This window comes from Paenibacillus sp. p3-SID867, assembly GCF_025142895.1.
Classification (GTDB): Bacteria; Bacillota; Bacilli; order Paenibacillales; family Paenibacillaceae; genus Paenibacillus_AQ.
In genome coordinates, this window is sequence record NZ_JAMBDM010000002.1 from 404,115 (window position 1) to 427,481 (window position 23,367).

27 protein-coding genes are annotated in these 23,367 nt (G+C 52.3%); 3 read left to right on the forward strand and 24 right to left on the reverse strand.

Going from position 1 to position 23,367, the window contains the following annotated elements:
- The first annotated feature begins 15 nt into the window (after window positions 1-15).
- Entirely contained in the window at window positions 16-882 is an 867-nt protein-coding gene (locus M4D81_RS05095) for an ABC transporter ATP-binding protein (RefSeq protein ID WP_260064796.1), read from the forward strand.
- 331 nt (window positions 883-1,213) lie between these two features.
- On the opposite strand, the gene M4D81_RS05100 is transcribed toward M4D81_RS05095, so the two are convergent.
- Window positions 1,214-1,396, reverse strand: a complete 183-nt coding sequence (locus M4D81_RS05100) for a hypothetical protein (protein ID WP_260064798.1) — start codon at window positions 1,394-1,396, stop codon at window positions 1,214-1,216.
- A 323-nt stretch (window positions 1,397-1,719) separates the two neighbouring features.
- Here M4D81_RS05100 and M4D81_RS05105 point away from each other — a divergent pair, with 323 nt between their 5' ends.
- Window positions 1,720-2,166 (forward strand): hypothetical protein, encoded by a 447-nt coding sequence (locus tag M4D81_RS05105; RefSeq protein ID WP_260064800.1) that lies wholly within the window; start codon window positions 1,720-1,722, stop codon window positions 2,164-2,166.
- 358 nt (window positions 2,167-2,524) lie between these two features.
- Here the strand turns inward: M4D81_RS05105 and M4D81_RS34675 are convergent, their stop codons facing one another.
- The 23 genes from M4D81_RS34675 to M4D81_RS05220 all read right to left on the reverse strand — a co-directional run bounded on the left by M4D81_RS34675 (window position 2,525) and on the right by M4D81_RS05220 (window position 21,996).
- Complete coding sequence (locus tag M4D81_RS34675) at window positions 2,525-2,794, reverse strand: hypothetical protein (RefSeq protein ID WP_311200608.1); 270 nt, start codon at window positions 2,792-2,794, stop codon at window positions 2,525-2,527.
- A complete protein-coding gene (locus M4D81_RS05115) occupies window positions 2,772-2,939 on the reverse strand; it encodes a hypothetical protein (RefSeq protein WP_194541151.1) in 168 nt (55 codons plus the stop codon). The genes M4D81_RS34675 and M4D81_RS05115 overlap by 23 nt, the downstream gene beginning before the upstream one ends.
- A 217-nt stretch (window positions 2,940-3,156) precedes the next feature.
- Window positions 3,157-3,735 carry a YecA family protein gene (locus tag M4D81_RS05120; protein WP_071221327.1) on the reverse strand — a complete coding sequence of 193 codons (579 nt, stop codon included), beginning with the start codon at window positions 3,733-3,735 and terminating at the stop codon, window positions 3,157-3,159.
- 333 nt (window positions 3,736-4,068) lie between these two features.
- Window positions 4,069-4,617, reverse strand: coding sequence for an SGNH/GDSL hydrolase family protein (locus M4D81_RS05125; RefSeq protein WP_260064804.1), 549 nt, complete (start codon window positions 4,615-4,617; stop codon window positions 4,069-4,071).
- Window positions 4,618-4,732: 115 nt separating this feature from the next.
- Window positions 4,733-6,049, reverse strand: coding sequence for an ABC transporter substrate-binding protein (locus M4D81_RS05130; protein WP_260064805.1), 1,317 nt, complete (start codon window positions 6,047-6,049; stop codon window positions 4,733-4,735).
- A 294-nt stretch (window positions 6,050-6,343) separates the two neighbouring features.
- Window positions 6,344-7,300, reverse strand: coding sequence for a glycoside hydrolase family 113 (locus M4D81_RS05135; RefSeq protein ID WP_260064807.1), 957 nt, complete (start codon window positions 7,298-7,300; stop codon window positions 6,344-6,346).
- Window positions 7,301-7,336: 36 nt separating this feature from the next.
- Complete coding sequence (locus tag M4D81_RS05140; protein WP_260064809.1) at window positions 7,337-8,167, reverse strand: carbohydrate ABC transporter permease; 831 nt, start codon at window positions 8,165-8,167, stop codon at window positions 7,337-7,339.
- On the reverse strand, window positions 8,164-9,048 hold the full coding sequence (locus M4D81_RS05145) for a carbohydrate ABC transporter permease (RefSeq protein ID WP_071221331.1): 885 nt from the start codon (window positions 9,046-9,048) through the stop codon (window positions 8,164-8,166). The genes M4D81_RS05140 and M4D81_RS05145 overlap by 4 nt, the downstream gene beginning before the upstream one ends.
- Before the next feature lie 113 nt (window positions 9,049-9,161).
- Entirely contained in the window at window positions 9,162-10,667 is a 1,506-nt protein-coding gene (locus M4D81_RS05150; protein ID WP_260064811.1) for a response regulator, read from the reverse strand.
- Window positions 10,660-12,537, reverse strand: a complete 1,878-nt coding sequence (locus M4D81_RS05155) for a cache domain-containing sensor histidine kinase (RefSeq protein WP_260064813.1) — start codon at window positions 12,535-12,537, stop codon at window positions 10,660-10,662. Before M4D81_RS05155 ends, M4D81_RS05150 begins: the two co-directional genes overlap by 8 nt.
- 1 nt (window position 12,538) lies before the next feature.
- A complete protein-coding gene (locus tag M4D81_RS05160; RefSeq protein WP_260064815.1) occupies window positions 12,539-13,597 on the reverse strand; it encodes a LacI family DNA-binding transcriptional regulator in 1,059 nt (352 codons plus the stop codon).
- A 243-nt stretch (window positions 13,598-13,840) separates the two neighbouring features.
- Window positions 13,841-14,974: an SGNH/GDSL hydrolase family protein gene (locus tag M4D81_RS05165; RefSeq protein WP_260064816.1), complete on the reverse strand. Its 1,134-nt coding sequence runs from the start codon at window positions 14,972-14,974 to the stop codon at window positions 13,841-13,843.
- Window positions 14,975-15,049: 75 nt separating this feature from the next.
- Window positions 15,050-16,465 carry a radical SAM protein gene (locus tag M4D81_RS05170; protein ID WP_194541143.1) on the reverse strand — a complete coding sequence of 472 codons (1,416 nt, stop codon included), beginning with the start codon at window positions 16,463-16,465 and terminating at the stop codon, window positions 15,050-15,052.
- Window positions 16,466-16,482: 17 nt separating this feature from the next.
- Window positions 16,483-17,271, reverse strand: coding sequence for a prolipoprotein diacylglyceryl transferase family protein (locus tag M4D81_RS05175; RefSeq protein ID WP_260064819.1), 789 nt, complete (start codon window positions 17,269-17,271; stop codon window positions 16,483-16,485).
- 68 nt (window positions 17,272-17,339) lie between these two features.
- Complete coding sequence (locus tag M4D81_RS05180) at window positions 17,340-17,603, reverse strand: B-box zinc finger protein (protein WP_260064820.1); 264 nt, start codon at window positions 17,601-17,603, stop codon at window positions 17,340-17,342.
- A gap of 224 nt (window positions 17,604-17,827) precedes the next feature.
- Window positions 17,828-18,274: a VOC family protein gene (locus M4D81_RS05185; protein WP_071221338.1), complete on the reverse strand. Its 447-nt coding sequence runs from the start codon at window positions 18,272-18,274 to the stop codon at window positions 17,828-17,830.
- 79 nt (window positions 18,275-18,353) lie between these two features.
- Window positions 18,354-18,851 carry a hypothetical protein gene (locus tag M4D81_RS05190; RefSeq protein WP_260064821.1) on the reverse strand — a complete coding sequence of 166 codons (498 nt, stop codon included), beginning with the start codon at window positions 18,849-18,851 and terminating at the stop codon, window positions 18,354-18,356.
- Between the two features lie 11 nt (window positions 18,852-18,862).
- Window positions 18,863-19,282, reverse strand: coding sequence for an RNA polymerase sigma factor (locus tag M4D81_RS05195; protein WP_260064823.1), 420 nt, complete (start codon window positions 19,280-19,282; stop codon window positions 18,863-18,865).
- Window positions 19,282-19,887, reverse strand: coding sequence for a DUF2087 domain-containing protein (locus M4D81_RS05200; RefSeq protein WP_071221340.1), 606 nt, complete (start codon window positions 19,885-19,887; stop codon window positions 19,282-19,284). Before M4D81_RS05200 ends, M4D81_RS05195 begins: the two co-directional genes overlap by 1 nt.
- Before the next feature lie 217 nt (window positions 19,888-20,104).
- Complete coding sequence (locus tag M4D81_RS05205) at window positions 20,105-20,293, reverse strand: hypothetical protein (protein ID WP_074961888.1); 189 nt, start codon at window positions 20,291-20,293, stop codon at window positions 20,105-20,107.
- A gap of 220 nt (window positions 20,294-20,513) precedes the next feature.
- On the reverse strand, window positions 20,514-21,056 hold the full coding sequence (locus tag M4D81_RS05210; RefSeq protein WP_071221341.1) for a histidine phosphatase family protein: 543 nt from the start codon (window positions 21,054-21,056) through the stop codon (window positions 20,514-20,516).
- Window positions 21,057-21,071: 15 nt separating this feature from the next.
- Window positions 21,072-21,518 (reverse strand): NUDIX hydrolase, encoded by a 447-nt coding sequence (locus M4D81_RS05215; protein WP_260064825.1) that lies wholly within the window; start codon window positions 21,516-21,518, stop codon window positions 21,072-21,074.
- A 46-nt stretch (window positions 21,519-21,564) separates the two neighbouring features.
- A complete protein-coding gene (locus M4D81_RS05220; RefSeq protein WP_260064827.1) occupies window positions 21,565-21,996 on the reverse strand; it encodes an NUDIX hydrolase in 432 nt (143 codons plus the stop codon).
- Between the two features lie 128 nt (window positions 21,997-22,124).
- On the opposite strand from M4D81_RS05220, the gene M4D81_RS05225 reads away from it, so the two are divergent.
- Window positions 22,125-23,363, forward strand: a complete 1,239-nt coding sequence (locus tag M4D81_RS05225; protein ID WP_260064829.1) for an MFS transporter — start codon at window positions 22,125-22,127, stop codon at window positions 23,361-23,363.
- Window positions 23,364-23,367 lie beyond the last annotated feature (4 nt).

A 23,367-nucleotide genomic window follows, 5' to 3' on the forward strand; every position in this document is an offset into this window, starting at 1 on the left:
AAAGGAGCTGGCGTCATGAATACGCTGGAAGCAAAGGGATTGGGTCTGTCCTATGGGGGAGACTTTATATTCGAAAATCTGGATTTAACCGTGCCAATAGGTAAAATCACCGTGTTTATCGGCAGCAACGGCTGCGGCAAGTCCACTTTGCTGCGCTCCATGGCCAGGCTGCTGAAACCGCAGCGTGGCTCGGTTGTACTAAACGGAGCCGATATCGCAAGCTTGTCCACGAAGGACGTGGCGCGTAAGCTCGCTATTTTGCCTCAGGGACCTACCGCCCCGGAAGGATTGACAGTGATGCAGCTGGTAAAGCAAGGACGCTATCCATACCAGAGCTGGCTTCGTCAATGGTCACGCGAGGATGAGGAAGCCGTCACGGCGGCGCTGGCATCTACAGGTTTGACTGAACTGGCTGACCGTACGGTTGACTCGTTATCCGGCGGCCAACGCCAGCGGGCTTGGATCGCGATGACGCTGGCACAAGAGACGCCGCTCATTTTGCTTGATGAACCAACCACCTATCTGGATTTAACCCACCAGATCGAAGTACTGGATCTGCTGTATGAATTAAATGTTCAAGAACAACGGACCATTATCATGGTGCTGCATGATATCAATCTGGCCTGCCGCTATGCCGATCATATCGTCGCCATTCGCGATGGAAGCATCAAGGCCAAGGGCGCACCGGGAGAAATCATTAATTCCGAGCTGATGCAAACCGTGTTCCAACTGCCGTGCGAGATTATTCCGGACCCGTTGTACGGGACCCCGATGTGCGTCCCGCGCGGAAAAGGCATGCGCCGGCCTTCAGCCGTCAAGCAAGAAGCAGCGGAACCAAAACAACCAACAACACCGCCCACCCCTGAACTGGCACCGGTGTAGCATACATGTAATAGAGTCGGCTCCCTTCCGCATTCAAGCGGGAGGGGCCGTTTTTTTAATTTGGGCTTTTCTCGCAGTATAGGTGCTATTATCTAAAACAGGTTTTCGCAAACCAAGACATATGGCAGCCGGAACGGCAGCACATCATCTGTTAAACGAATCGGCTAGCCACCCGTCCATCATTTTGGAAACAACAACCGACAAGTGCGTTCTGGAAACATGCCGACCCAAAGAAAAACCACCCTAGCCATCAGGGCAGTCACTGTATTTGGAATAAGTCTAAAACATGGATCTGTCTGCCATTGCTCACTACTGCTCCGTTATCGATACATCATGACCATTTGCCTACACGCAGGACTTTTTTCCTTTGGCGATGCGGGAGTACTTTGAACAGCTTGGACTTTTCACGTTTTCGTTGTTCAAGCAGGTTCTTTACCCCTCGCATCAATATCCGGTACCTCATCTCATCCTCGTGGCCGAACTTGCGCATCTCGTCAAAATACTCGTCTGTCATCCTATCACTCCACTGTATAAGTCTATAGAACTAGAATATAGGACCGAACTATACAATTTCTAAACAAGATTGGGTTGTACGCTAAGCCGATGACTCTTGCATAGCTGAGCTGCCGGCAGCCTTCAAGGTTTGCTTTCTTCGCCGGAGGAGAGCCAGCTCTTCCTCACCTCGCCAGGCGGCTTCAGGAAGAGCGGAAAGGGGGATTCACCTTTATCTGCCTGCCCTCGTACTCGCTCGATTCGTTCCAATGTTGTACAGCGAATGTTCGTTTCACATCGGATCGACAGGTATTATACAATGAACAAAAAAAGGGGGCGTTGTTCATGTGGAGTATATTCAGGTTGAACGGGCCGGTCTGGGCAGGCATCGCGGCGGGCATTCTTCTCGGGCTGTTCCTCAAGATTATCGAGCATATCACCACGCTGAAGATCTATACGCTGCTCCTGAACGTCGATTACGTGCCCGTTCTGAAGGAGCTGAAGCTTCCTGAACTGATCGAGTTTGCGCTGCACCTCGTCATCTCCGTCCTGCTGAGCATTCTTCTAGCCATCTTTCTGAAATCAAAGAACTGGCCTCGGGGGAGAAGCTTGTCTTGGGTTTCCTTGGTATGTCTGGCCGTAGGACTGCTCCTGTATCCGACTACCGTTTTGTCTAACCGTACGCCGGAGTTAACTGACCTCGCTGCCCTCCTATTCTGGCTGGCAGGTCATCTGTTATACGGCATTGCATTGGGCTGGCTGCTGACGGGTTCACGCAAAGCTTCAGCCTAGGTCGGATAGCAGCCTTACGGAAACGCCGGTTTATGGATTAACGCAAAATGACCGCTCCGTTTGAATGGGAGCGGCTTGAGCGTATGGTATTTGTTTAGTACAATTTTTTTGATTTAATTTTCCAACGCTTTCAGTTGATTAACGATAGGTAAAACCCAATTCGGCAAATTAATTTCCCTATGCTTAATTATCCCGAATTCTGCTTCCAGAACAATTTCTCCACTTAGTGCGCTATTATCTATCACTAGTAGATGATCAACCAGGCCCAAGTATTGGAGAAGATTTTGCATAGAAGAATGATGCCGATGCATGATATCTTTGGCAGGGATGTGATGACCCCCATTACGAACTCTGCCGGCTACTCGTTCAACATTAAGATCGTTTCTATGGAGAAATCCCGTTGAAATTGTAGGCATTCTCGAGCTAATTTTATTGCCTCTTTTCCTGCTGAAACGCGGGCTGATTCAGGTTGCTCCGGGCTCAGACGCCTAGCCAGTGCATCGGGATCAATATTTACACTCACCCCAATTCGGTCGATGATGAGATTACGAATCGTACTCTTCCCACTCCCGTTGTTTCCGGCAAAAACAAACATCGTTGTTGGTTCAACTGTCTTTTCCCGAGACATATTCCTTCTCCCCATTAGAATACTCCCTTACCAGTTTGCCAAAATCATCTTTATATACAACATAAGATTCATTTACTTTGGCCTCAAGTCTTGCTCTTTCGCCAGTCAGCCTAATAAGTTTGGTTAATTGTTTATCCTTTGTCATAGCCACAACCTCCAACTTATTGTCGTTGAATACCGTTTCTCTTTTAAATCATATCACAAACTGATTAATCCACCACATAGGATTAACTTGTATAAACATCTTTGAATTCGACTGGGTGATTAACGCAAAATGACCGCCACACTTGGGGGCGGTCACAGCTATGAAACCGAATGCGCAAATGCCGCACTCAATACTATGAAGCTTCACTTTGGCAGTGCTAGCGTCCCAAGGACAAGTCCTTGTCCACTTCGCTATCGGATTCCTCATCCTCGACGTTCGCGTCGTCACCGGATGCAGCTACGCCATCCATGAAATCTTGAATCTGACCGCTGTTGCGGGTCAATGTAGCAACGGAAACCTCATGCTTCTTCGCGATATCAGACTTCGTTGTTGAAATGTTAAGCGATGAAGTTACTATATATTCTAACGCACTTGCATATCCGCCCTGTTTGCGGTACTTCGGATTGGCTTCTCGGGAGAAGCTGTTCCAGACCATCAGAAGGCTGAACACTTGAAACAGCTGCTGATCATCCTGCAATTCGTAATCCCGGCAGATTTGAGGAAACACAGACTCTGCAAGCTCACGATGCTCATCAGCGTTCCAGTCCATCCATCCCAGCTTGTCGTTAATCATCTGCCGCAATTGATCGACCTGTAGCTTAGGCTCTGCTGCTCTCGCACCAGGGAACTGGATGACTTTACCGTATACCGTGCGTTCATCTCTTTCAAGACAACATCTTTTGTACTTTTTCCCGCTTCCGCAGTGACATAGATCGTTTCTTCCTAGCTTTTTCATTTCCTAGCTCCTATTTGAATGATTTCTTCTATTATACATGGAAAATATGAAAATGCGCATCCCAAGCCTGTAGACCCTTAAGGCATGCCGGCCTTCCGCGTCATAACACTCTCTTACAGGGGGGGCTTCCGATAAGAAGGTGTCCAGGCAAGTTAGATAGCAAAAAAGCGCGGGTCCCCTCTATGAAAGCCGCGCCCCTTCATATTATTCTATAATATCGTCATAACGCAAGTAGGATGTAACAAATTTGTTAGAACCTATAATAGACTTATGCCATTTTTGGTAAAGATTCCATAGATTCGCGCCTTAAGGCTCATTGGCCTGGCCCAAACGTCACAAATAGCGACCGAGCATCTCCACCACCGAGTCGGCGCACATCCGGTATCCTTCCTGATTCAAGTGAAGGCGGTCATCCGACAAATAACCGCTCAGATCCTCTTTGACCCTGGCATTCAGATCATGAATCGTAATGCCCATCGGCACAAGCGCCTCCACCGCTGCCTGATTGTAGGCGTCAATCTCTTCATTGCTTCTGCCCTCGGATTTCGGATGCACCGGCGTCGTCGTGGCAAATACAATATGCGCATCTGTCCGCTGCAGCTCGTGGGCAATCCGCTTCAAATTGGTTACATAATCGATGATCGGCGTCAGTAATTCACCCCTCGGAGCCTCGCGGTGCACATCCCACAGGCAATTGTTCCAGTTGACGATATCAGGCGTCCCCAGCTCCTTCATCCAGAGATTGACGCCCCACAGCGTATAAAACGAGAAGCGCCCGTTCTCCCCCGGTGCCACGACCTCTGCAAGGCCTGCCAGCCTTTCTCTAACGTAAGGCTCATATCCCTCCCGGATGGAATCGCCCAGCAACAATATCCTCTTCATATATCCGCCTCCTCTTCGATCCATCTATACTCGTAACCGAAACGGCCTTATCCTGATCACCTCAGGATAAGGCCGTTCGAGCAGCACTACGGCTGAACCTGTTGGTTCCTCCAGATTAATAGCCCAGTGCGGTTTTGGCTTCCTTCCACTTCGCGTTCAGCTTGTCGAACGCAGCCTGCAGATCGTCTGCTACAATATATTCCTGAACATAATCGCCAGTACCGATACCGATTTGCGCTTTATTGGCGATTTCGTTAAACTTCGGATCGGTTGCTTCACTCTCGATCAACGTCGGATTGAACGATTGGAATTCGGCAAGCTGCGATATGGAGGACTCTGCCGACTTGATGATCGGCATGAAGCCGGAATCTTCCACATAGCCGGATTCCTTCACGAAGAAATCGACCCAAGCCGTGGCAAGCTCTTTGTTCTTGCTATCTTTGCTGACGGCGATGAAATAATCCGAACCGAGCGGTGCGTTGTACTTGCCGCTATTATCATACGGGAGCGGGAAGAAGCCGATATCCTCCGAAGCTGCTCCTGCGCCGATCACCTGCGGGATTACCCAGTTGCCCAGGAAGTACATCGCCGCTTTGCCGGAGGCCACTTCGCCCTTTGAAATCTCCCAGTTGTTCGTGTACAGGTCTTTCTCTACCCATTCGTTCTGCACGAAGGTGCGTCCGATATTCGCAAGGATGCCCCAAGCATTATCCACCTGGAACGGCGCTTCCTCGGCTACCTGCTTCGAGGCGAACTGCGGATCCCCGTTCACGTACCATGCGGAGTTATCCGCCCAGTTGCCCATTGTCCATTGAGCCCCGAAGTTCATGTACAGCGGAATGATGTCCGCCGCTTTCAGCTTCTCCGCAGCCCCGTAGAGCTCATCCAGCGTGGTTGGCACTTTGTCGACGCCTGCTGCCTCGAACGCTTTCTTGTTATACACAATCCCTTGCGTATTCACGCCAGTGGAGATCCCATAGCGTTTCCCTTCGAAGAGGGTATTGTCCGCAAAATAGACATCCTCGAACATCGCATCCGGCAGCGGTTCAAAATACTTGCTGTACTCCGAGGTGGCAAGGCCGGTCGGAATCATCAGCACGTCGCCGGCTTCTCCCGTGGTCAGACGGACCTGAATATCCGTCGCATAGTTCGTCAATCCTTCGAATTCAATTTCGGCCTTCGGATATTTTGCTTTGAAGGCCTCCACGTATTTGTCCAGGGTGCCGTCATTCACCAGGTCGGTTCGGTGCGTCAGCACCTTCAGCTTGCCGCCAAGCTCCGTTTTGTCTGATGCCTCGGTCGCCTCGCTGCCTGCGTTATTGCTCGGCGGCGTCTCGGTGCCTGCATTATTCGTTTTATTTCCTCCGCAGGCGGCCAAAATGGATGATACGGTTAAGAGCAGAAGCAGTGCCATCGTGAATCTTTTTTTCATTTCGTCTTCCCCCTGTACGTTGAATGTATTACGCTTCCTGTTTTCTCATGAAGCGCTTACTGATATCGCTTACATTCCAAATAATAATCGCTAACACGCCCAAAACAAATGAAGTGTTTTTGTTTTTATTGTCATAAATTATGCTAACATATCATTTTCTTGTTAGGTTCCAGAATATCTCCTTAACTATAGCAAAATCGCACCGCGCGTCTAAAGAAGCAAGCGGTGCGATACCAACCCTATATTCTTAAGCTCAGCTACCTAGCGAACCCGGTAAGTCCAGCCGGTAACAATCTAAACACGAATTCCGGCAGCATAAAATGTCTTCACCGTCTCCTCGGCCAACTTGCCGTACATGCAATAATCATCATTCAGGGCCGCTTCCTCCAGACCGTACAGCCGTGCCGGCCAATCCCACAGCATGTACCCCTGCATCCATTCCCGCTTGGCGCAGGCGGCGAACATCACTTCATAATACCGCCGCTGCTCCTCCTCCGACGGGCCGCCGGGCAGCGACCAATCGTTCGGGCGGGCTGCAGAGCCCTCGCGGCTCGGACAGCCGGCTTCCATGAAGAAGAACGGCTTGTTCCATCGGCGGACCGTGCCTTCAATCCGGTCCAGCTGCTCTTCCCACTGGTCGATCGGATAATAGCCGCTGGAGGAGATGATGTCCACCGCATCCCACCAACGCACCCGTTCTTCCTGATATTTATCGCAGTTATACGTAACCAGCCCACCGTAGACGCTTCTTACGTCCCCGATCAGGGCCCGCCACTCCGCATCCCGCTTGTCGGCCTGCACCATCTCGCAGCCCACGCACAGCATCTCGCAGTGCTCTTCCTCCGCGATTTCGGCATAATAGCGAATGAATTCCCCATAGGAGCGGAACCATTCGGCCCAGCTCGGTTCACCCGGAACCTCTTCATCGAAGAAGTTAATATGGGCCCGCCACGTTCCGTTCGCGACGTTCACGACCGGCTTCAAGCACACCTTGAGGCCCAGGCTCTTTGCCTTGCGGATAGCCCATCGCACCTCATCATCCGTCACCGTCGGTTCCTCCCGGAACGGAATTTCCGTCGACTGCGGCGTTGCCTGCACGGCAGACAGCGCAATGGCCACCCAATTTACGTTCATGTCCGCCATGCGTTCCATGGAGAATTCCGCCTCGGGTCCCGACCAGGAGCCCCGTACGCCGGTCCATCCCCAAGTCATGCCGCATACTTTTTCCGTCCACGTGTTTGTCGAGTTCATATATCGAGTCTCCTCTTCTACATCGTCTAGTGTTCGTTATTTGACTGCTCCGTTCGTAACCCCCGCAAAAATATACCGCTGCATGAACAAGAACAACACGACCGTCGGAATGAAAATAATGAGAATGCCTGCCGAGATCACGTTCAGCTGCGCCGCGTTCGGACCGATGAAGGAATAAATCGCGGTAGACACCACCTTCAGGTCTTGGCTCGGCATATATAGATACGGCGTGTAAAAATCGTTGTAAATCGAGATGCTCTTCAGAATGACCAAGGTGGCCGTAGCCGGCGCAAGCAGCGGGAAGATGATGGAACGGTAGATTTTGAACAGGGACGCCCCCTCCAGCATGGCGCTCTCATCCAGATCCCGCGGGATGCTGTTGACGAATTGCAGATAGATGACGATCTGGAGCACATCAGCCCCCAGGTACAGCAGAATCGGCGCAAACATCGTGTTGTAAGCCCCCAGGCTCTGGATGACGCTGAAGGTAGCCACTTGTGTCGTGACCATCGGGATGACCTGAGCGACCAGATACATGCCCATGATGGCTTTTTTCATCTTGAACTCAAACCGTCCGACGGCATAAGCGACCATGGTGCCAAACAGGATATTGCCGACAACCGAAATGACCAGCACGATCAGGATATTGCGAAAGCCAAGTCCCAAATCCCCGATATCGATTACCCGCTTAAAGTTCTCGAAGTTAAAGAAATTATCCGGTAGACTAAGGCCTGATTGATAATACTCCACCTGGGTCTTGAACGCCCCTACAAAGATGGAGTAAATCGGGAAAAACACCACGAACAAAGCGACAACTAGCGTGAAATAGTTGAACATCGTAAAGCCGAGCGAGCGTTCCCTTCTCATGATTGCTTCTCCTCCCTGAACAGCAGCTTCCGCTGGATGACAATGAACAGCAACACGATGATCAGCAGCACGACCGCCATCGCCGAGGCCAGTCCAAAGTTCTGATACTTGAACGCCGTATCCACCGTCTTAATGACGAAGGTCGACGTATCGTTCGCCCCGAGCAGCATCACAAACGGAATATCGAACGCTTCGAGCGCGCCCGTCAAGGTAAGGATGAGCATCAGCTCCAGCACGCCCCGGATGCTAGGCAGTGTGATGTAACGGAACTTCTGCCAACCCGATGCCCCGTCAATCGAGGCTGCCTCATACAGGTCACCCGGAATCGATTGGAGCGCCCCGATAAAAATAACCATGTTCAGCCCCATGTACTTCCACATCGAGATGAACGCCAGGGCAAAATTCACGATCCCCTTATCGCCCAGCCAGCTCTGCTGCAAGGATTCGAGCCCCAGTGCGCCGAGCAGAGTATTCAAAGAACCATACTCCATGTGGTATACGTTCTTGAACATGATGACCGTGGCCACGCTGTGCAGCACGTAAGGCAGGAACAAAGCAACCCGGAAGCCGTTCCTCCCCTTCAGCTTGCTTGTCAGAATGACGGCAAAATAGAGGGCAAACACGACCTGGATGAGGCCCCCGACCAGATAATACAGATTGTTCTTGAGTGAACTGAACACTTCAGGCTTCGTAAAAATTTCGACGTAGTTGTCAAAGCCGATAAAGTTCATATCCCAGCCGAGACCCGACCAGTCCGTCAAGCTGTAATACAACAGCGATAGTGCCGGATAATAAGAGAAGGTCAGTGACAAGAGCACCGGAATGGCAAGGAAACCGAACAGAATAAGATAGCGCTGCGTTTTATAACTGAAATTGAACAATTCCCTTCCTCGCTTTCTGGATGAAATGGTACCGTTTTCAATCATTATAAAAGACAGCGCCCCGAAAAATAATAGACTTTGTTTGCTTTTATTGTCCTCAGTTTAGATAACAGTCACCTAACAAAATCACGGTACTCCTTTGGAGTTTTCCCGGTCATTTTTTTGAATACTTTATTAAAATAAGCCGGGTCCGGGTAACCCACGCGTTCGCCGACCATATATGTCTTGAGCCCGTGATCCTCCTTCAGCAGCCGCTTGGCATGCTCGATTCGCACGGCGATACAATAGTCGGTAATCGTCTCCCCCGTCTCGCTCTTGAACAGCTTGCTCAAGTAACTCGGGGTCAAATAGACCAGATCGGCGAGGTGCTGCAGCTCTATTTCCTCGGTATAATGCTGCTGAATATAGGCTTTGATCGTCTCCACAGCCCGGTGCTCGCTCTTCCCTTGATCCAGAAGCCCGGCGGCCTGCTCCACAGCAGTCTTCAGCTGGCCCGCGAAGGAGCGCCAATTCTCGCTGTTTCCCGGCTCCAGGTTCCAATCCACATCCCCGACTGGAATGCCGCGCTGCTTCATCTCTTCCGCCATATATGACTCCAGGGAAAAACAAACCTCTCTCAGCTCGGCCCAGCCCGGCTGCAGGGAAGCCGTCTCATCCAGCCATGTCCGCAGCGCCGCCGGCAAGCGCGCATACTCGCCGGCACGCAGTGCCGGAAGCAGCAGCTTATCCAGCGAACGGACAAGCCGGTAGCGCTCTTCCTTCTGAACCGGCTGTCTGCCTTCACCCCCACAGCAGCGCCTTTCGTCGCTGTACCAAGCCTGCTCCAGCACGCGCGCGGCTTCCCTATAGGCCTGCGGCAGCCATCGGCTTCCACTGAACACGCCGCTGATGCCTGCCTTCGCCGATGTGCCCGCGGGAAGCTGCTGCAGGAGCATCGCAGCCCATTCCCTTACGATATTCGCATGGCTGGACTCTGCAATGGACACCAGGATCGCCTGCCGTTCCCCTTCGCAGTCGATAATTTTCTGCTCAGCCCCCCAAGCCGATGTCCATTCAAGCAGCCTCTCTTCCACGATTTCCGGGAATGTGCGAAGCAGGATGACCGCATAATATCCGTGGAACAGCGTCTGCTGATCCAGTCGGTCGCAGACTTCCTCGAACAAATGCCCCGGCATTTTTCGCTGATCCGCGCCTAACAGGAAGCTCACCAGATCGTCCGACTCCAGCTTGCGCTCGTTCTGCTCGCCCTTGACCAGCTCGTCGACGTTCTCCAGCATGCGAAGCAGCTCTTTCATGTTGACCGGCTTGAGCAAATACTCCAGGGCTCCCTGCCGCATGGCGGTCCGGGCATATTCGAAATCGTTATAACCGCTCAGCACGGCGAATTTGGTATGGAAGGCCATCTGCTTGATATTCGCCATCAGCTGGAGCCCGTTCATTTGCGGCATTTTGATATCGGTAATAACCAGATCGGGCTGCAGCTCATGCCATTGATCCAGCAGCTCCTGACCGCTTGCGAACGTCCCCACGACGCGGTACTGCTCACCTGCATCCTGTATGAGCTTGCCCAGCCCTAACCTGATCCGTTCCTCATCATCCACCACTGCAATGTTAAGCATTCGCAAGTCCTCCTGTTCTCGGTTCTTCTATATGGTCCGCGGGAAAGGTAATCCGAACGGAAGTGCCCTGCCCTTCCTCGCTGTCTACGGCAAGGCCGTAAGGTCTGCCGTATCGGAGCTGAAGTCTCTCATGCACATTGCGCAGCCCGACCCCCCGGCCGTCCGTACCTTGAGGCTGCGCCTGATCCAGCAAGTGGCGCAGCCTGTCAAGCGCTTCTGTCGACATGCCCAGCCCGTCATCCGTTACGGTGAAAACATGGTCCGTACCATCCATGGCATAGGTAATGGTCAGATGGAGCACGGGTTTGTTCTCGTCAAAGCCATGATTGACGGCATTCTCGATAATCGGCTGAAACAGCAGCTTCATCACCTTAATCGAATTAGCTGCCGGATCATCCGGCAATGTCAGCATGAACCGCTCGCCGTAACGGTAATTGAGCAGCTCGATGTAGGCTTTGACATGCTCCCACTCGTGCTTCACCTCCACGACCTCGCTGCCGGCATGAATGCTGTAACGGAGCTGCTGGCCTAACAGCTGAACCATATCCCCCACCTCATGATCATCGTGAAGGACGGCCGTCATCCGGATCGTCTCCAGCGTGTTGTAGATAAAATGCGGATTGATCTGGTGCTGTAGGCGCTCCAGCTCCGCCTCCTTCTTCCGCTTCTCGATCGTGTAAATATCATCAATAAGCTGTTTGATGCGTGCCATCATCCGGTTGAACGAAACCCCGATCAGCGATGCCTCGTCACGCCTTCGGACCGGGAACACCACATCCAGCTTGCCGGCCTGCACCTGCTTCATCAGATGGACGATGGACCGCAGTGGTCTTGTCAGTGCATAAATCAGAATCAGGGAAATGATGAGGGCAAAGCTGGTAACGCCGACAGCCGCAGCGATCGTAATTTTGCGGGTCTTAAGCGCATCCTGCATCAGCTGACGCTCCGGCACCGTAATCAGGATCAGCCAGCCCGTCTGCTCGGATTTCCGGTAAACGACCAGCTGCTGCTCCCCGCCGACCTCAAGCCGAAAGCTTCCTTCGTTACCGGTGGCCTGGGCAAGCGCCTCATTATCGGTCATGCTGCGGGACAAATATTTCTTCTCGCTGTCATAGATCACGGTCCCGTTGTCATCCAGGATGAAGGTGGTGCCGTGCGTCGTTTCCTCCAGGTCGGTGACGATGTTCTCGATCACGCCGATGTTGGCATCCACCACGATGGTGCCGATAGAATGGTACGATTTGTCAATAATGTCGCGGACGACCGTGAACATATACTGCTTGCTGCCGGCGGACACGGCGATCTCCTGCGTGCTGACCAGCACGGGCCGGCCGCCGGCCGCCGTGGCGAGCTTGCGCCAGTTGTCATAGTACTGCTGCAGATTCGAGCGGTTCCCGCCGCTTTTGACCACGTAATACGGGTTGCCGAAAAGGTCGAACAGATACACGTTACTCGTGCCTTCCTTTATGTTGTTCATGAAATAGATGCTCCGCTCGACCTTGCGCGTGATCTGGAGCTTCAGCTCGCTCTCGTTCAGGCTCGCCGATTTCTTCGGCTGTCCTTCCGCCTGGTAATGCCGATTCGACAGCTCAAGCCCTGACTGAATTTCATTGAGGTACGAGGGAATGATCGAAATTTTCATCATATCGGTCACGTAATCGTCCAGCTTGCCCATCATTTGGCTCGACAGCTGGGACACGTAGGCGACCGTATTGTTCTCGATGGTGGCCGAATAGCGTTCTGCCGCAAAATACGTGATGAGCCCGATCGGGAGGATGATCAGAAACAAAAAGACCACAAACAGCTTCCGGTCCAGACGCCCGGCCGGCCGCTCCTTCCATAGACGGGCAATGCAGCCGCGCATATTCATCTCAATCGACCTTCTTGGCATAAGCCGTGGATTCGCGGAGGATGAAGTCGCCGGCCAGCAGTATTTTTTCCAGCGGACTGTCCGGCTGCTCCACCCGTCTCATCAACATCTCCACCGCCCTGCGTCCGAACGCCTCCTTGTTGACATGGATGGTGCTCAGCGACGGTGTCGCAAAAGCCGCATCCTCAATGTTGTCAAAGCCGGTAACCGAGCAATCTGCGGGCACTTTGGTACCCAGCTTGCCAAGGACCGTCATAACGCAGATGGCAATGGAGTCGTTCGCGCACACAAAGGCGGTCGGCAGCTCATCCATCCGACTTAGTATCATCTCCAGCACCTCCGTCATTTCGGAGCGGTTGTCCCCTTCGAAGTTAAGCAGCTCCTCGTTCTGATTCAGCGGGATCCCCTGCTCGCCGAGAACGGAGCGGTACCCTTGATAACGATCAGTGAAGCTGCGCGAAAACCGGACGTTGCCTACGAACTGAAGCTTTCGATGCCCGCACCCCGTCAAGTAATTGGTTACCCGTCTCGTGCACTCCACATTGTTCATGAACAGGGAGTCTGACGGAATCAGCGGATCTTCATGATCAATCAATACGAAGGGGATATCCAGGCTCCGAATTTCGAGGAGCAGCTGCGACGAGATGAATCCGACGCCGATGATGCCTCTCACCCCGCTCGGATTAATCAGGTTCGCAAAGCTGTCCTTGAATTGGTCGGTCACGATGACCATTCCCGTCTCCCTCAGCTCAAGCTCGTTAGTGATTCCATCGATAATTCGTCCCCAATACAGGGAATCACGTGTCTGATAACGGACATTCGGAACGAGCACGATTACGGTCTCCCTCGCGGCAAGGGTGCCGCTGGCGTTAGTTTCGTTCTTCTTGCCTCCGGCCTTCGGGGGCTTGTTGGCAAAATAGCCGAGTTGGGTCGCGACGTTCACGATTTTCTCCCTTGTCTCCAGACTGACGCCGGATTTACCTGAAAGCGCTTTAGAAACTGCGAACTTTGAAAGTCCGAGATGATCGGCAATTTGCTGCATCGTGACTTTTCCCGCCATAAGCTGCACACATCCTTTAGCATAATCGGTTAGTTATTAGTTATTTGTTATCATAACATCCCATTTATTAGGCAAACAATCAAAAGTTTTTGAATTAGGCGAGGGCACAGACAAAAGCCCGTTCCAACCGGGAACGGACTTTGTAACCTAATGATTCACCTTATTTACGTCTCATTGCGATAATGAAACTCCATACATACACCTTCATACACCGATACGCTAACATTTGGACGGTTAACTGCCCTATCGCCCTGCTGCAGCGGCTCTATCACCAATCACTTGCCTTAGCACAGGCTCAAGCCCATCCGCCATCAGCTTGAAGCCAAGGTCGGTCGGATGAACCCCATCAACGGTCATCTCCCCGGGATCGTCACCTAACCAATCCGATCCATCCATAAACGTTAGGTTATGGTCTCCGGCTTCTGTCAGTTCCTGAATGAGCTCCATCTGAAACTTTTTCCGCGCGAGCCGTCCTTCGCGAAACTCCGGCATAAACGACTCGGCTCCATGAGGGATGCGGGATACCAGGATGATGGGAACCTGGGGATGGAACTTCCGGTAAGTCTCGATATACTGCGGCAAGGTCTGCCGATAAGCTTCGGTCCCCCCGCAATTCGCCTCATAATCAATCACGAGGCAGGCCGGCGCAGAGATTTGGGCGGCCAGCTCGGCAAGCTCCGGCTCACCCTTGCCGTTCCCCGAGAAGCCCAGGTTGACAAACTCCAGATGCAGCCTGCGGCTTAAGATATTCGTGTACGACATGCCGGGACGCGACGCGCATCCGCCTTGGGTAATGGAGGTTCCGTATACAATCACTTTTTGGGAAGAATCATAGGATTCCGGTGCCCAGACCTCCGCTTCTGGTTCAAGTCCAATCCACATCTCCTCGACGCCCTGGTATAAAGGCATGTTGAGCAGGAACGAGCGTACTTTGCGGTCCTCAACAGTGAAAAGGCTGCTCTCATACTCTACCTGACCTGGCTGGAAACGGGCCGTTCCTGCATGTTTCCACTCGCCTGGGCCGCCGATATACGCATCCACGCCGCACTCCCCCGTTGGCGGCATGTGATACATGCCGGATCCTGCGGTCAGCCGCACGCGGACCGAGACGCTTCGGGAATTCGTGCGGAAGCGGATCTGACCACCTGATGTGCAGTTCGCTAATGCATCCACCTCTGGCCCTATGGGAACATCAGGTACGGTAGGCAGCCTGCGATATTTATGTTCAACGTTGAGCCAGGCAAAGCCCGATACTCGGAACGGCTCCTCCAATGGGGAATACCATAACAGTTCGTCCGCTCCGGCGTTACCAATCTTCATGTTCTGATCCAACTGAAACGGAGACACCTTATCAGTTTCAGGGCTATTGTTCTGCACAATGTATCGCCTCCCTATGTAAGCTCGGGTCGACTTTTCGTTTCATTGGCATGGAGTGCATTGCCTTAGAACGGCTTACCGGTCCCAGGCCGTGGCAACCTCTGCCTTCAGCTCCTTCAGCAGCTCTTCCTTGTCATCCCGGTAGAACATGTTGTAGGTATCGAACGGGATCATCCGTCCGTCGGGATGCATGATGTGGACGCAGGATTTCTTGACGGAGCGGACATCGAAGTTATGGGCATCCAGGAACTGCATGATAATGACCCGGAAGACGTTGTCATAGGTAATCTGCTCCGGTACGGCGGCCAGCGGCAGACAGCAGAGCAGGCTCTTCAGGGAGAGCGCCGAGGATTGCGGCGAATGGCCCGTTGACAGCAGCTCAAACATTTTGCTCCGGATCACCGGATCCTGCTCAAACACAATCGTGTTGCTGTCGCCCTCGAGCAGGATTTCCGGGTCGATCATCCGCGTCAACGGCAGCACTTCCCCGCCCAGTTTCAAGGCGTAGCCCATAGCCAGGCAATCCGGATGGCAAGGCACCGGCAGAATGTCCGCATCCGTAAACACCTCGGACTGATCGATGATCATACGCCGGACTTCGCTCACGGTCAGCCGGTCGGTTGCCGGATCATACCCCTCCAGCCGGCCTGCTGCCTGAATCGGCTGAATCGTCACGCCGCGCACCGCTTTTTGCTGAAGTCCGTACTGAATAATGTCTCCGATCTCGCCGTCATTGAGGCCTTTCTTCAGCGTGACGACCAGCGTCGTGGATATGTTGAATTCATTCAGATGGTCAATGGCCTGCTGGCGGATGCGCCGCAGGTCGGCCCCTCTCAGCTCCTTCAGCACATGCGCCTCAAAGCTGTCGAACTGCAGGTAGATTTCGAAGCCGGGCATATATTCGGCGAGCCTCCGCGCAAAATCGCGGTCCTGGGCAATGCGGATACCGTTCGTGTTCACCATAATATGCTTGATGGGGCGGCTCTTGCACATGTCCAGGATGTCAAAAAAATCCGGATGCGTCGTCGGCTCGCCGCCGCTGATCTGCACGATGTCGGGCTCCCCCTCGTTCTCGACGATCCGGTCTAGCATGAATTCGATCTGTGCAAGCGACCTGTAGGATGTGCGATGCGGCGACGATTCCGCGAAGCAGATCGGGCACTGCAGGTTGCAGTGGTCCGTGATCTCCAGCAGCGTGAGACAGCTGTGCTGCTCATGGTCCGGACAGAGTCCGCAGTCGTAAGGACAGCCGTAACGGATCGGCGTATTCCAGACGAGCGGCATTTCGGACGGCTTGATGAACTTCCGCGTCTGATGGTAATAATCGGCCTCGGTTGCGATCAGCACTTTTTCCGGACCGTGAACGAGGCATCTTTTGAGCATATAGATCATGCCGTTCTCCTCGATGATCTTGGCTTCCACTTTGCGGTAACAGGTCGTGCATATGCTATTGGTCAGTTCATGATACAGATAAGGCCGGTTTTTTGGCATAATCAAGACTCCTTTGGTCAGCTTGGAAGTTGGGAACCCGGCATCGAACGGCGAAGCCTATTTCTGCCGCCGATCAGCCACGCATAATAGATGAGGCCCGCGATGCAGGCTAATTGAATATTGTTCAGTCCCAGGTAAGGATGCGGCGTCGGCTTGATCCAGTCGATCACCAGGCGGAACAGCAGATACCCGGCCATAAACCATTGAAACATCCGCCCGGACACGTAGCCCTCGCGAGTGGATCTGCCCCGGCTTTGGCGGTACAGCGGAAGCAGCAGCAAGGCCAGCACGATCAGGAACAGGATCTCATACAGCTGAGTCGGATGGCGATAAACCCCGTCACCAAAATCCACACCCGTGAACCAGGTCGTCGGCGTACCGTAGGTATGGTCATCCAGACCGGTCAGAAAACAGCCGATCCGTCCGAGTCCCAGGCCCAGCATCAGCGGATAAACAAAATCATCGCCCGTGGAATGCTTCCATCTCACCAAGCGCTTCGTCAGCTCAACGCCGATCAATCCGCCCAGAAGACCGCCTACAATCGTCTTGCCTCCCCACAGCAGATGGAATTGGCGCAGCTGTTCCCAGGTGGCGGCCGGATCCTCCAGCCAGAATAGCAGCTTGGAGCCAATGGCCGCGCCGGCAATGATTCCAGCCAGAATCTGCAGGCTCATCAGCTTTGTCATGCCGCTCGGCCTGCGGGTCCATAAATACACGCGGAAGCCGATAAAGTAGGCCAGCGATTCAAACAGCACGTGCGGATGAATCCGCCAGGAACCCAGGTACACATAAACAGGAAACTCCATCTGTCCACTCCTTGATATCAAAACTTGAATTGGAAAAGCAATCTAACCGGAAATAGGCACGCGTTATTTTAATAAGAAAACAAGATTGCGCCGCAAATCGTTAGCAGCAGCAGCGCAAGGCCGCCCAAGATGGCCAGTATGGAGATGATCACGGTCACCCATACGTTCCTTTGCCGTCCCGGCATGCCGGGAGGGGGGTTCATCTCACCGCAGCGGTAGCGACAGCGGCCTGTTTCCGGATTATGGCATTCCTGACACACTGGCTTCCCGCAGCGAGTGCACTGAGCGACGGCCTCCCTCTCGGGATGGTTCATGCAGCGGTAGACTTCCATCCAATCACCTCACTTGGCATTTAATCCCTATATCCCCCATTGTAAACGTTACCGGTGAATTAGACTACCACCTACATTTACGACGCTTGTCCCAGGATTATGAGTAACATTGGGAGGCGCCAGACCCAGCAGCAAAGATGGGCCCGGCGCTTTAACAACAAAAAAAGGCAAGCCTCTGCCTTATGAAAGCCAGCGCTTGCCTATCCATTCCCGTCTTCTATCCGTCAGCTCGTGGGTGCATCCTGCCAAACATTAAACTTGTTGCCGTCCATATCCTTGAATTTGAACTGCAAGCCGCAGGCACCGTGATCAACCAGCGGCTCGACCTCTGCTCCGTTCTCCCGCAGCCGTTTGTGCAGCTCGGTAATATTCTCGACCTCGAAGGTTAACGAGAACATCTCATAGTTCTCCCCATCCCATTGGTTGGTTACAAAATTGGCTGTTCGGTTATCGAGCGTTTCCAGCAGGAATAGCCACTGTCCGTCCCCTAGGATCAGGATAGCGCCCGTATCGTCGCATTTTCTCACAGTAAGGCCAAATAGCTCAGAGTACCATTTTACCGCCAGCGGAAGATTCCTTACCGGGAGATAATTGCAATGAACCCTCTTTAGCAAAGGCTTGTTCACGGATTGGAGCTTGGGCACTTCGTTTAATTGGTTGTCTGTCGTCATCCTATTCACCTCTTGTTTAATGTGGTTACAATATATAGACGATGGAGCCGGATCAATTCCGTCACGAAGTCACTATTTTTTATCCATGTTTTTCAATCGCAAGATACTTATTGCCATCGGGATCATAAAATGCCATCCATTTGCCGAATACATCATCCTCCCGGATCGTCTCGCTTCTAACCCCTTGCTGATGCAGCTGGTGCCCTAACTGCCCAACGCTCGCTACTTCGAACGTGAGTACTGGCAAGCTGGCCGGTGAGTGATGCTGACATTCGAGCAAATACAATTCCTGTCCGGATTCCAGTACCGGATTTCCGTGCCTGCTGGTTTCCAGATGAAAATGCAGGATAAACCATGCGGTCGCCTGAATTTTATCCGTGACTGGAATATAGAAATGACCGGCTCGCTTAAGGACTTGCTCCGAAACCTGCTGCTCGAAATCCCTCCCCAGACGATGGGTATGGAAATAATGCTCGAAATCACGGGCAAGATGCTGTTTCAAAACTTCTCTGGCACGTCGTATACGGCTTTCAACCGCAGATACCGACATATTAAGGAACTGTCCGATCTCTTTCATGGACCACTCGCTTAAGTAATGCGCACGACAACGGATCTACTCTTCTCCTCCAATTCCTGCAAGGCTCCCCAGACGGAATCATGGATCACATATTGTTCCAGCCATGGCGTGATATTGTCCGATGATAGAGCCGTTTCATCCAGCGGGAGCGTTCGCCTGCTTCTTTTGGCAAAATCGAGGCTGGTCCGGTGCGCAATCGCATATAGCCAGCTGCCAAGCTTGGCAGGATCGTTCAGCGTATGCAGGTTGCGATAGCACTTCAGAAATGCTTCCTGCACCGCATCCTGTGCCTCGTGGAAATCTCCCAGCACGCTGTATGCAACGGATAACAGGGCGTTGGAATACTCGTTGACGATCATCCGGTAGGCATCGAAATCCCCCGCTTTGGCATCCTCGATCCGTTGATAGGATAGCGGCGAATGTTCTTTCATTAGGACAGATCCTCCCACCTTGCCCACATCTCCTGCGGATTGAGCTCATATACCCCATTATCCCTGAACATGAAATGATGCATGATGAACTCCCGACGAAGAGTCGCAAAGTCCTCATGGTAACCCTGAATAAACTCGTTGATTTCCTTCTCGGTGTACTTACGTCCCTTCTCAAGTCGGGATACCATATGCGTTAGCACGATGAGTTTCTTCTTCAGCTGGGCAGGGATGCTCTTCAGCTTTCCATCGGAAGTGAAAAAATTGTTCACGACAGCGTCCTTCGTCCGCTGATCATCTTCCTCCAAGCGCTCCGGAACGCCTGCGGGCCTTACTCTCTGATAGATCAATTTCTCCGTCGCTCTCGCACTATTTTCGATAAAATAATCATTTAACGAAAAATAGATCGTGTTCTTATCCCTGCGCTCTTTAATCAGGCTCGCTTCCCGCAGCTTCGCTGCATGGTGCGTAATCGTTGCCGGGGTGACGCCGATCTTCTCAGCCAGCACCTGTCCGTTCAATTCGCCTTCGGCTAACAGGATCAGCATTTTGATTCGCGTCGGGTCTGCAAGCGCCTTATGATAACTAACCACCTTATCCAATTGCATGGATATGTTCACTCCCTAAACAATTTGACGAACATCTAATTTACGTTTCATTAAATCAGATATTATCCCATCCGAAATTCAAAGTAAACCTTCAGTAACGCCCGAACTTCACAGAACATGAAAATAGCCCGCTCCATTGTTATAAAGGAGCGGGCTGCTGCATGACTATCGTTTCTCAAGTTTCGTATTCACATGCAGTTAACCGACGAACCGCGTCTTACACGACAGCAGCGTCGACTCTGGACTGATCGGCATTCTGGCATCTCTTGCATACCTTCAGCGCCGTGCCGTCCGACTTGTTGGCGACGTAGAGGAGCTTGATGCGAGAAGTACTGCATACCGGGCATGTGCCGCGGCCACGTGATGGCATACTCCAGAGTGCGCGGCCCCGTTTTGTTTTGGCCATGTTTCGTATCCCCTTTATTTCATAATCTCTCTAATGTTGTTGCGAACCCATGCAATGCACACAGTTTGTCCTTATTGCGTTTATTCTTTGTTATGAGAATTGAAATCCTCAAGGCGAGCAAGCTGAATATCTGTGCAACTCCATTATAGGGGACGACCTGTCGTCAAATATAGGGAATAAATGCTTATGAATTCTTTTTTACATAAGTTGTTTCAAGCCTTCATGAGGTCCATATTCGTTGTATGCCAGGTACATCTTGCAGAAAGCTAAGACGGTATACATCAGGATTGGACAAGCCCTCCCACTCCCTGAATCCAATTCGGTTGTCGTAATGCTTCAGCAGAAGCGAGATCAGGTTGCCGTGCGACACGATGACAGCATTCTGGCTGGAGCTCTGCTGGATCTCCTCCACCACACGAACGGCGCGGTGCATGGCTGTACGACTTGATTCCCCGCCTTCATAACACATATCCAAATCATCGTAAGTTCGGCGAAGCATCTCCCGCCAAGCAGGCTCATTGCGACCCGATAGAATTCTCTCCGTTAATCTCTCATCCATCACGACTTCCACGCCAATGAGATTCGCTAAGGGTTTTATCGTATCGCAGGCTCTACGGTAAGGGCTCGAAACAATATAATCAATCCCTTTATCCGAGAGAAACTCCGCAAGTTCAAGCGCTTGCTGAATACCCTGCCCGGTTAACGGAGCGTCGGCAGCTTGTCCCTCCGCTTTGCAATGCCGCACAATAAATACGTTTTTCATGAAACAGTGCCTCCTTTACAATCCAATATTACCCTTGAGCCCTTGATAGCTTCCGGACTCCGGAAATCCGTGCTGAACGATCGTCATAAACTTCTCGGTGAACCCGTAGCTTGTTAAATCTGCGATTGGGATCAAAACCACATCACCTATGGGATTGGAATCAAACTCGTTCGATGGGAGTCGGATCTCACCCTCTAAGCGTTCCAGCAAAAAAGTAATATGTAACAGGGAGGGCGATGAATCTGGTTTATCACATAGGTACAGGAGTTTCTTCACTTTGGTGGTCAGTCCGGTTTCCTCTACCATTTCCCGAACCATGGCTTCTTCCAGGGTCTCCCCCTGCTCTACCCTTCCTCCGGGAAGCGACCAGCCACGTTCTGCCGAAACGCTCTGTTTGACCAGCAAAATACGTTCGTCTTCAATCAAAATTCCGGTGACTCTGACCTGCAACAGGTTGCTCATTACCACACCGCCAATTCGTTGGATTCTTCATTCCATAGAAAAATACTTAAGTTAGCTTGGGCCGTGCCTCCTCCGCTCTTTGCACACTCTCCTTCGTCCACGGCGGTGCCTTCGGATGATTCATGATTTCGGACAGCGTCATCCACTGTACCGACTCAACCTCGTCCGGGCTCTTGCTGTAAGGCGTCCCCTTATCGTACTCGCACAAAAACACCATGTTGATGACAGGACAGCCATCGTCCGTTACAAAAGAGGAGCTGTAGACGTACGTGACGTTCTCCTTCACCTCGACGTCAACTTCTTCGTAAAGCTCCCGCTTCACCGTGCGCTCCAGAATATCCAGCGTGTGCCCCTCCCTGTCGACTTTGCCTCCCGGCAACGAGAGTGTTCCGCCCGCATGCTCTTCCTTCATGCTGCGCGTGATCATCAGCCATTGCCCGTCCTTGCAGACGGCCCCTTCCACGTTGACGATAAACATGAAATCCCTCCTCTAACAGCCTATTTCTTACTTTACACGATACTGGTGTCGGTTGACCATTGACTCTCACCTTACAGGAGACCGCAAAATAGGTTCCAGCAATTGATTCTGTAAGGAGGACTATCACCATGCCAAGCTCCATCCGTATACTACGCAACGGATTCGTCCGAGCGATCTTGATTTCCAATGTATGCTCCCAGCTCGGAATATGGATCCGAAATTTTGCCGTTCTGCTGTATGTCATGGACATGACAGGCGGGGATGCTTTTGCCATTTCCATGATTTCCGTCGCCGAATATGGACCGATCTTTCTGTTTGCGTTCATAGGCGGTGTATTCGCCGACCGTTGGCGTCCCAAAGCAACCATCGTCTGGTGTGAGATACTCAGTGCCTGCTCCGTCTTCATCGTGTTTCTGATGCTGGAATCCGGCTCGTGGGGCGCCGTATTCTTCGCCACCTTATGCTCCTCCATTCTGTCGCAGTTCGCCCAGCCCTCCGGCATGAAGCTGTTCAAAATCCATGTACCGGACGAGGATGCTTCCATTGGCATGTCGCTGCTGCAAACGCTGTTCTCTCTCTTCATGATCATCGGTCCGATTCTGGGCACATGGGTATTTCAGCAATGGGGCATATCGTCTGCCCTCGTGTTAACGAGCGGATTGTTTATGTTATCCGCCCTATCCATGCTGTTTGTGCCTAAAGACCAAGAGACATCCATAAACACAGTAGCAGCTCCCTCCATCATTCAAGATATGGCCGACGGCGTTCGTTATGTTCTATTCAAAAGAGACCTGCTGCGGCTAAGCCTCTGCTTCATGGTTGTGGGTCTTGGGGTGGGGTTGATCTCCCCGCTCAGCGTATTTTTGGTGACCGAACGCTTAGGCTTGTCCGCTCAGGACTTGCAGTGGATTACTATCCCTTACGGTGTAGGCGAAATCCTGGGTGGAATCGTAACGTTTATGCTCGCATCCCGAATCGCTCCCGGAAGGTTACTGATCATGGGGCTGATCGTGAACGGCGCAGGTATTCTCCTGCTGGGTCTTTCGACGATCCTCTGGCTGACCATGCTCTCGCAATTCCTGATTGCGCTGCTGCAGCCGGCTATTTTTATCGGGAACCACGCCTTGGTCATGCAGCAAACGGAACAAGCCTATATCGGTCGGGTTACCGGCTTGCGCACGCCACTCATGACCGGAGCCATGCTGATCACAATGGGATGCTCCGGTCTATTGAAGCAGGCCATGTCCCTAACCTCCATATACGCTTTGGCTGGCGCATGTTTTCTCGTTGGATTCTTAATGATCATCCCACTTCTCCATGATGGAAATCACGCGATGTCAGGACGTGGTGAAGCAACCGAAACTTAACATC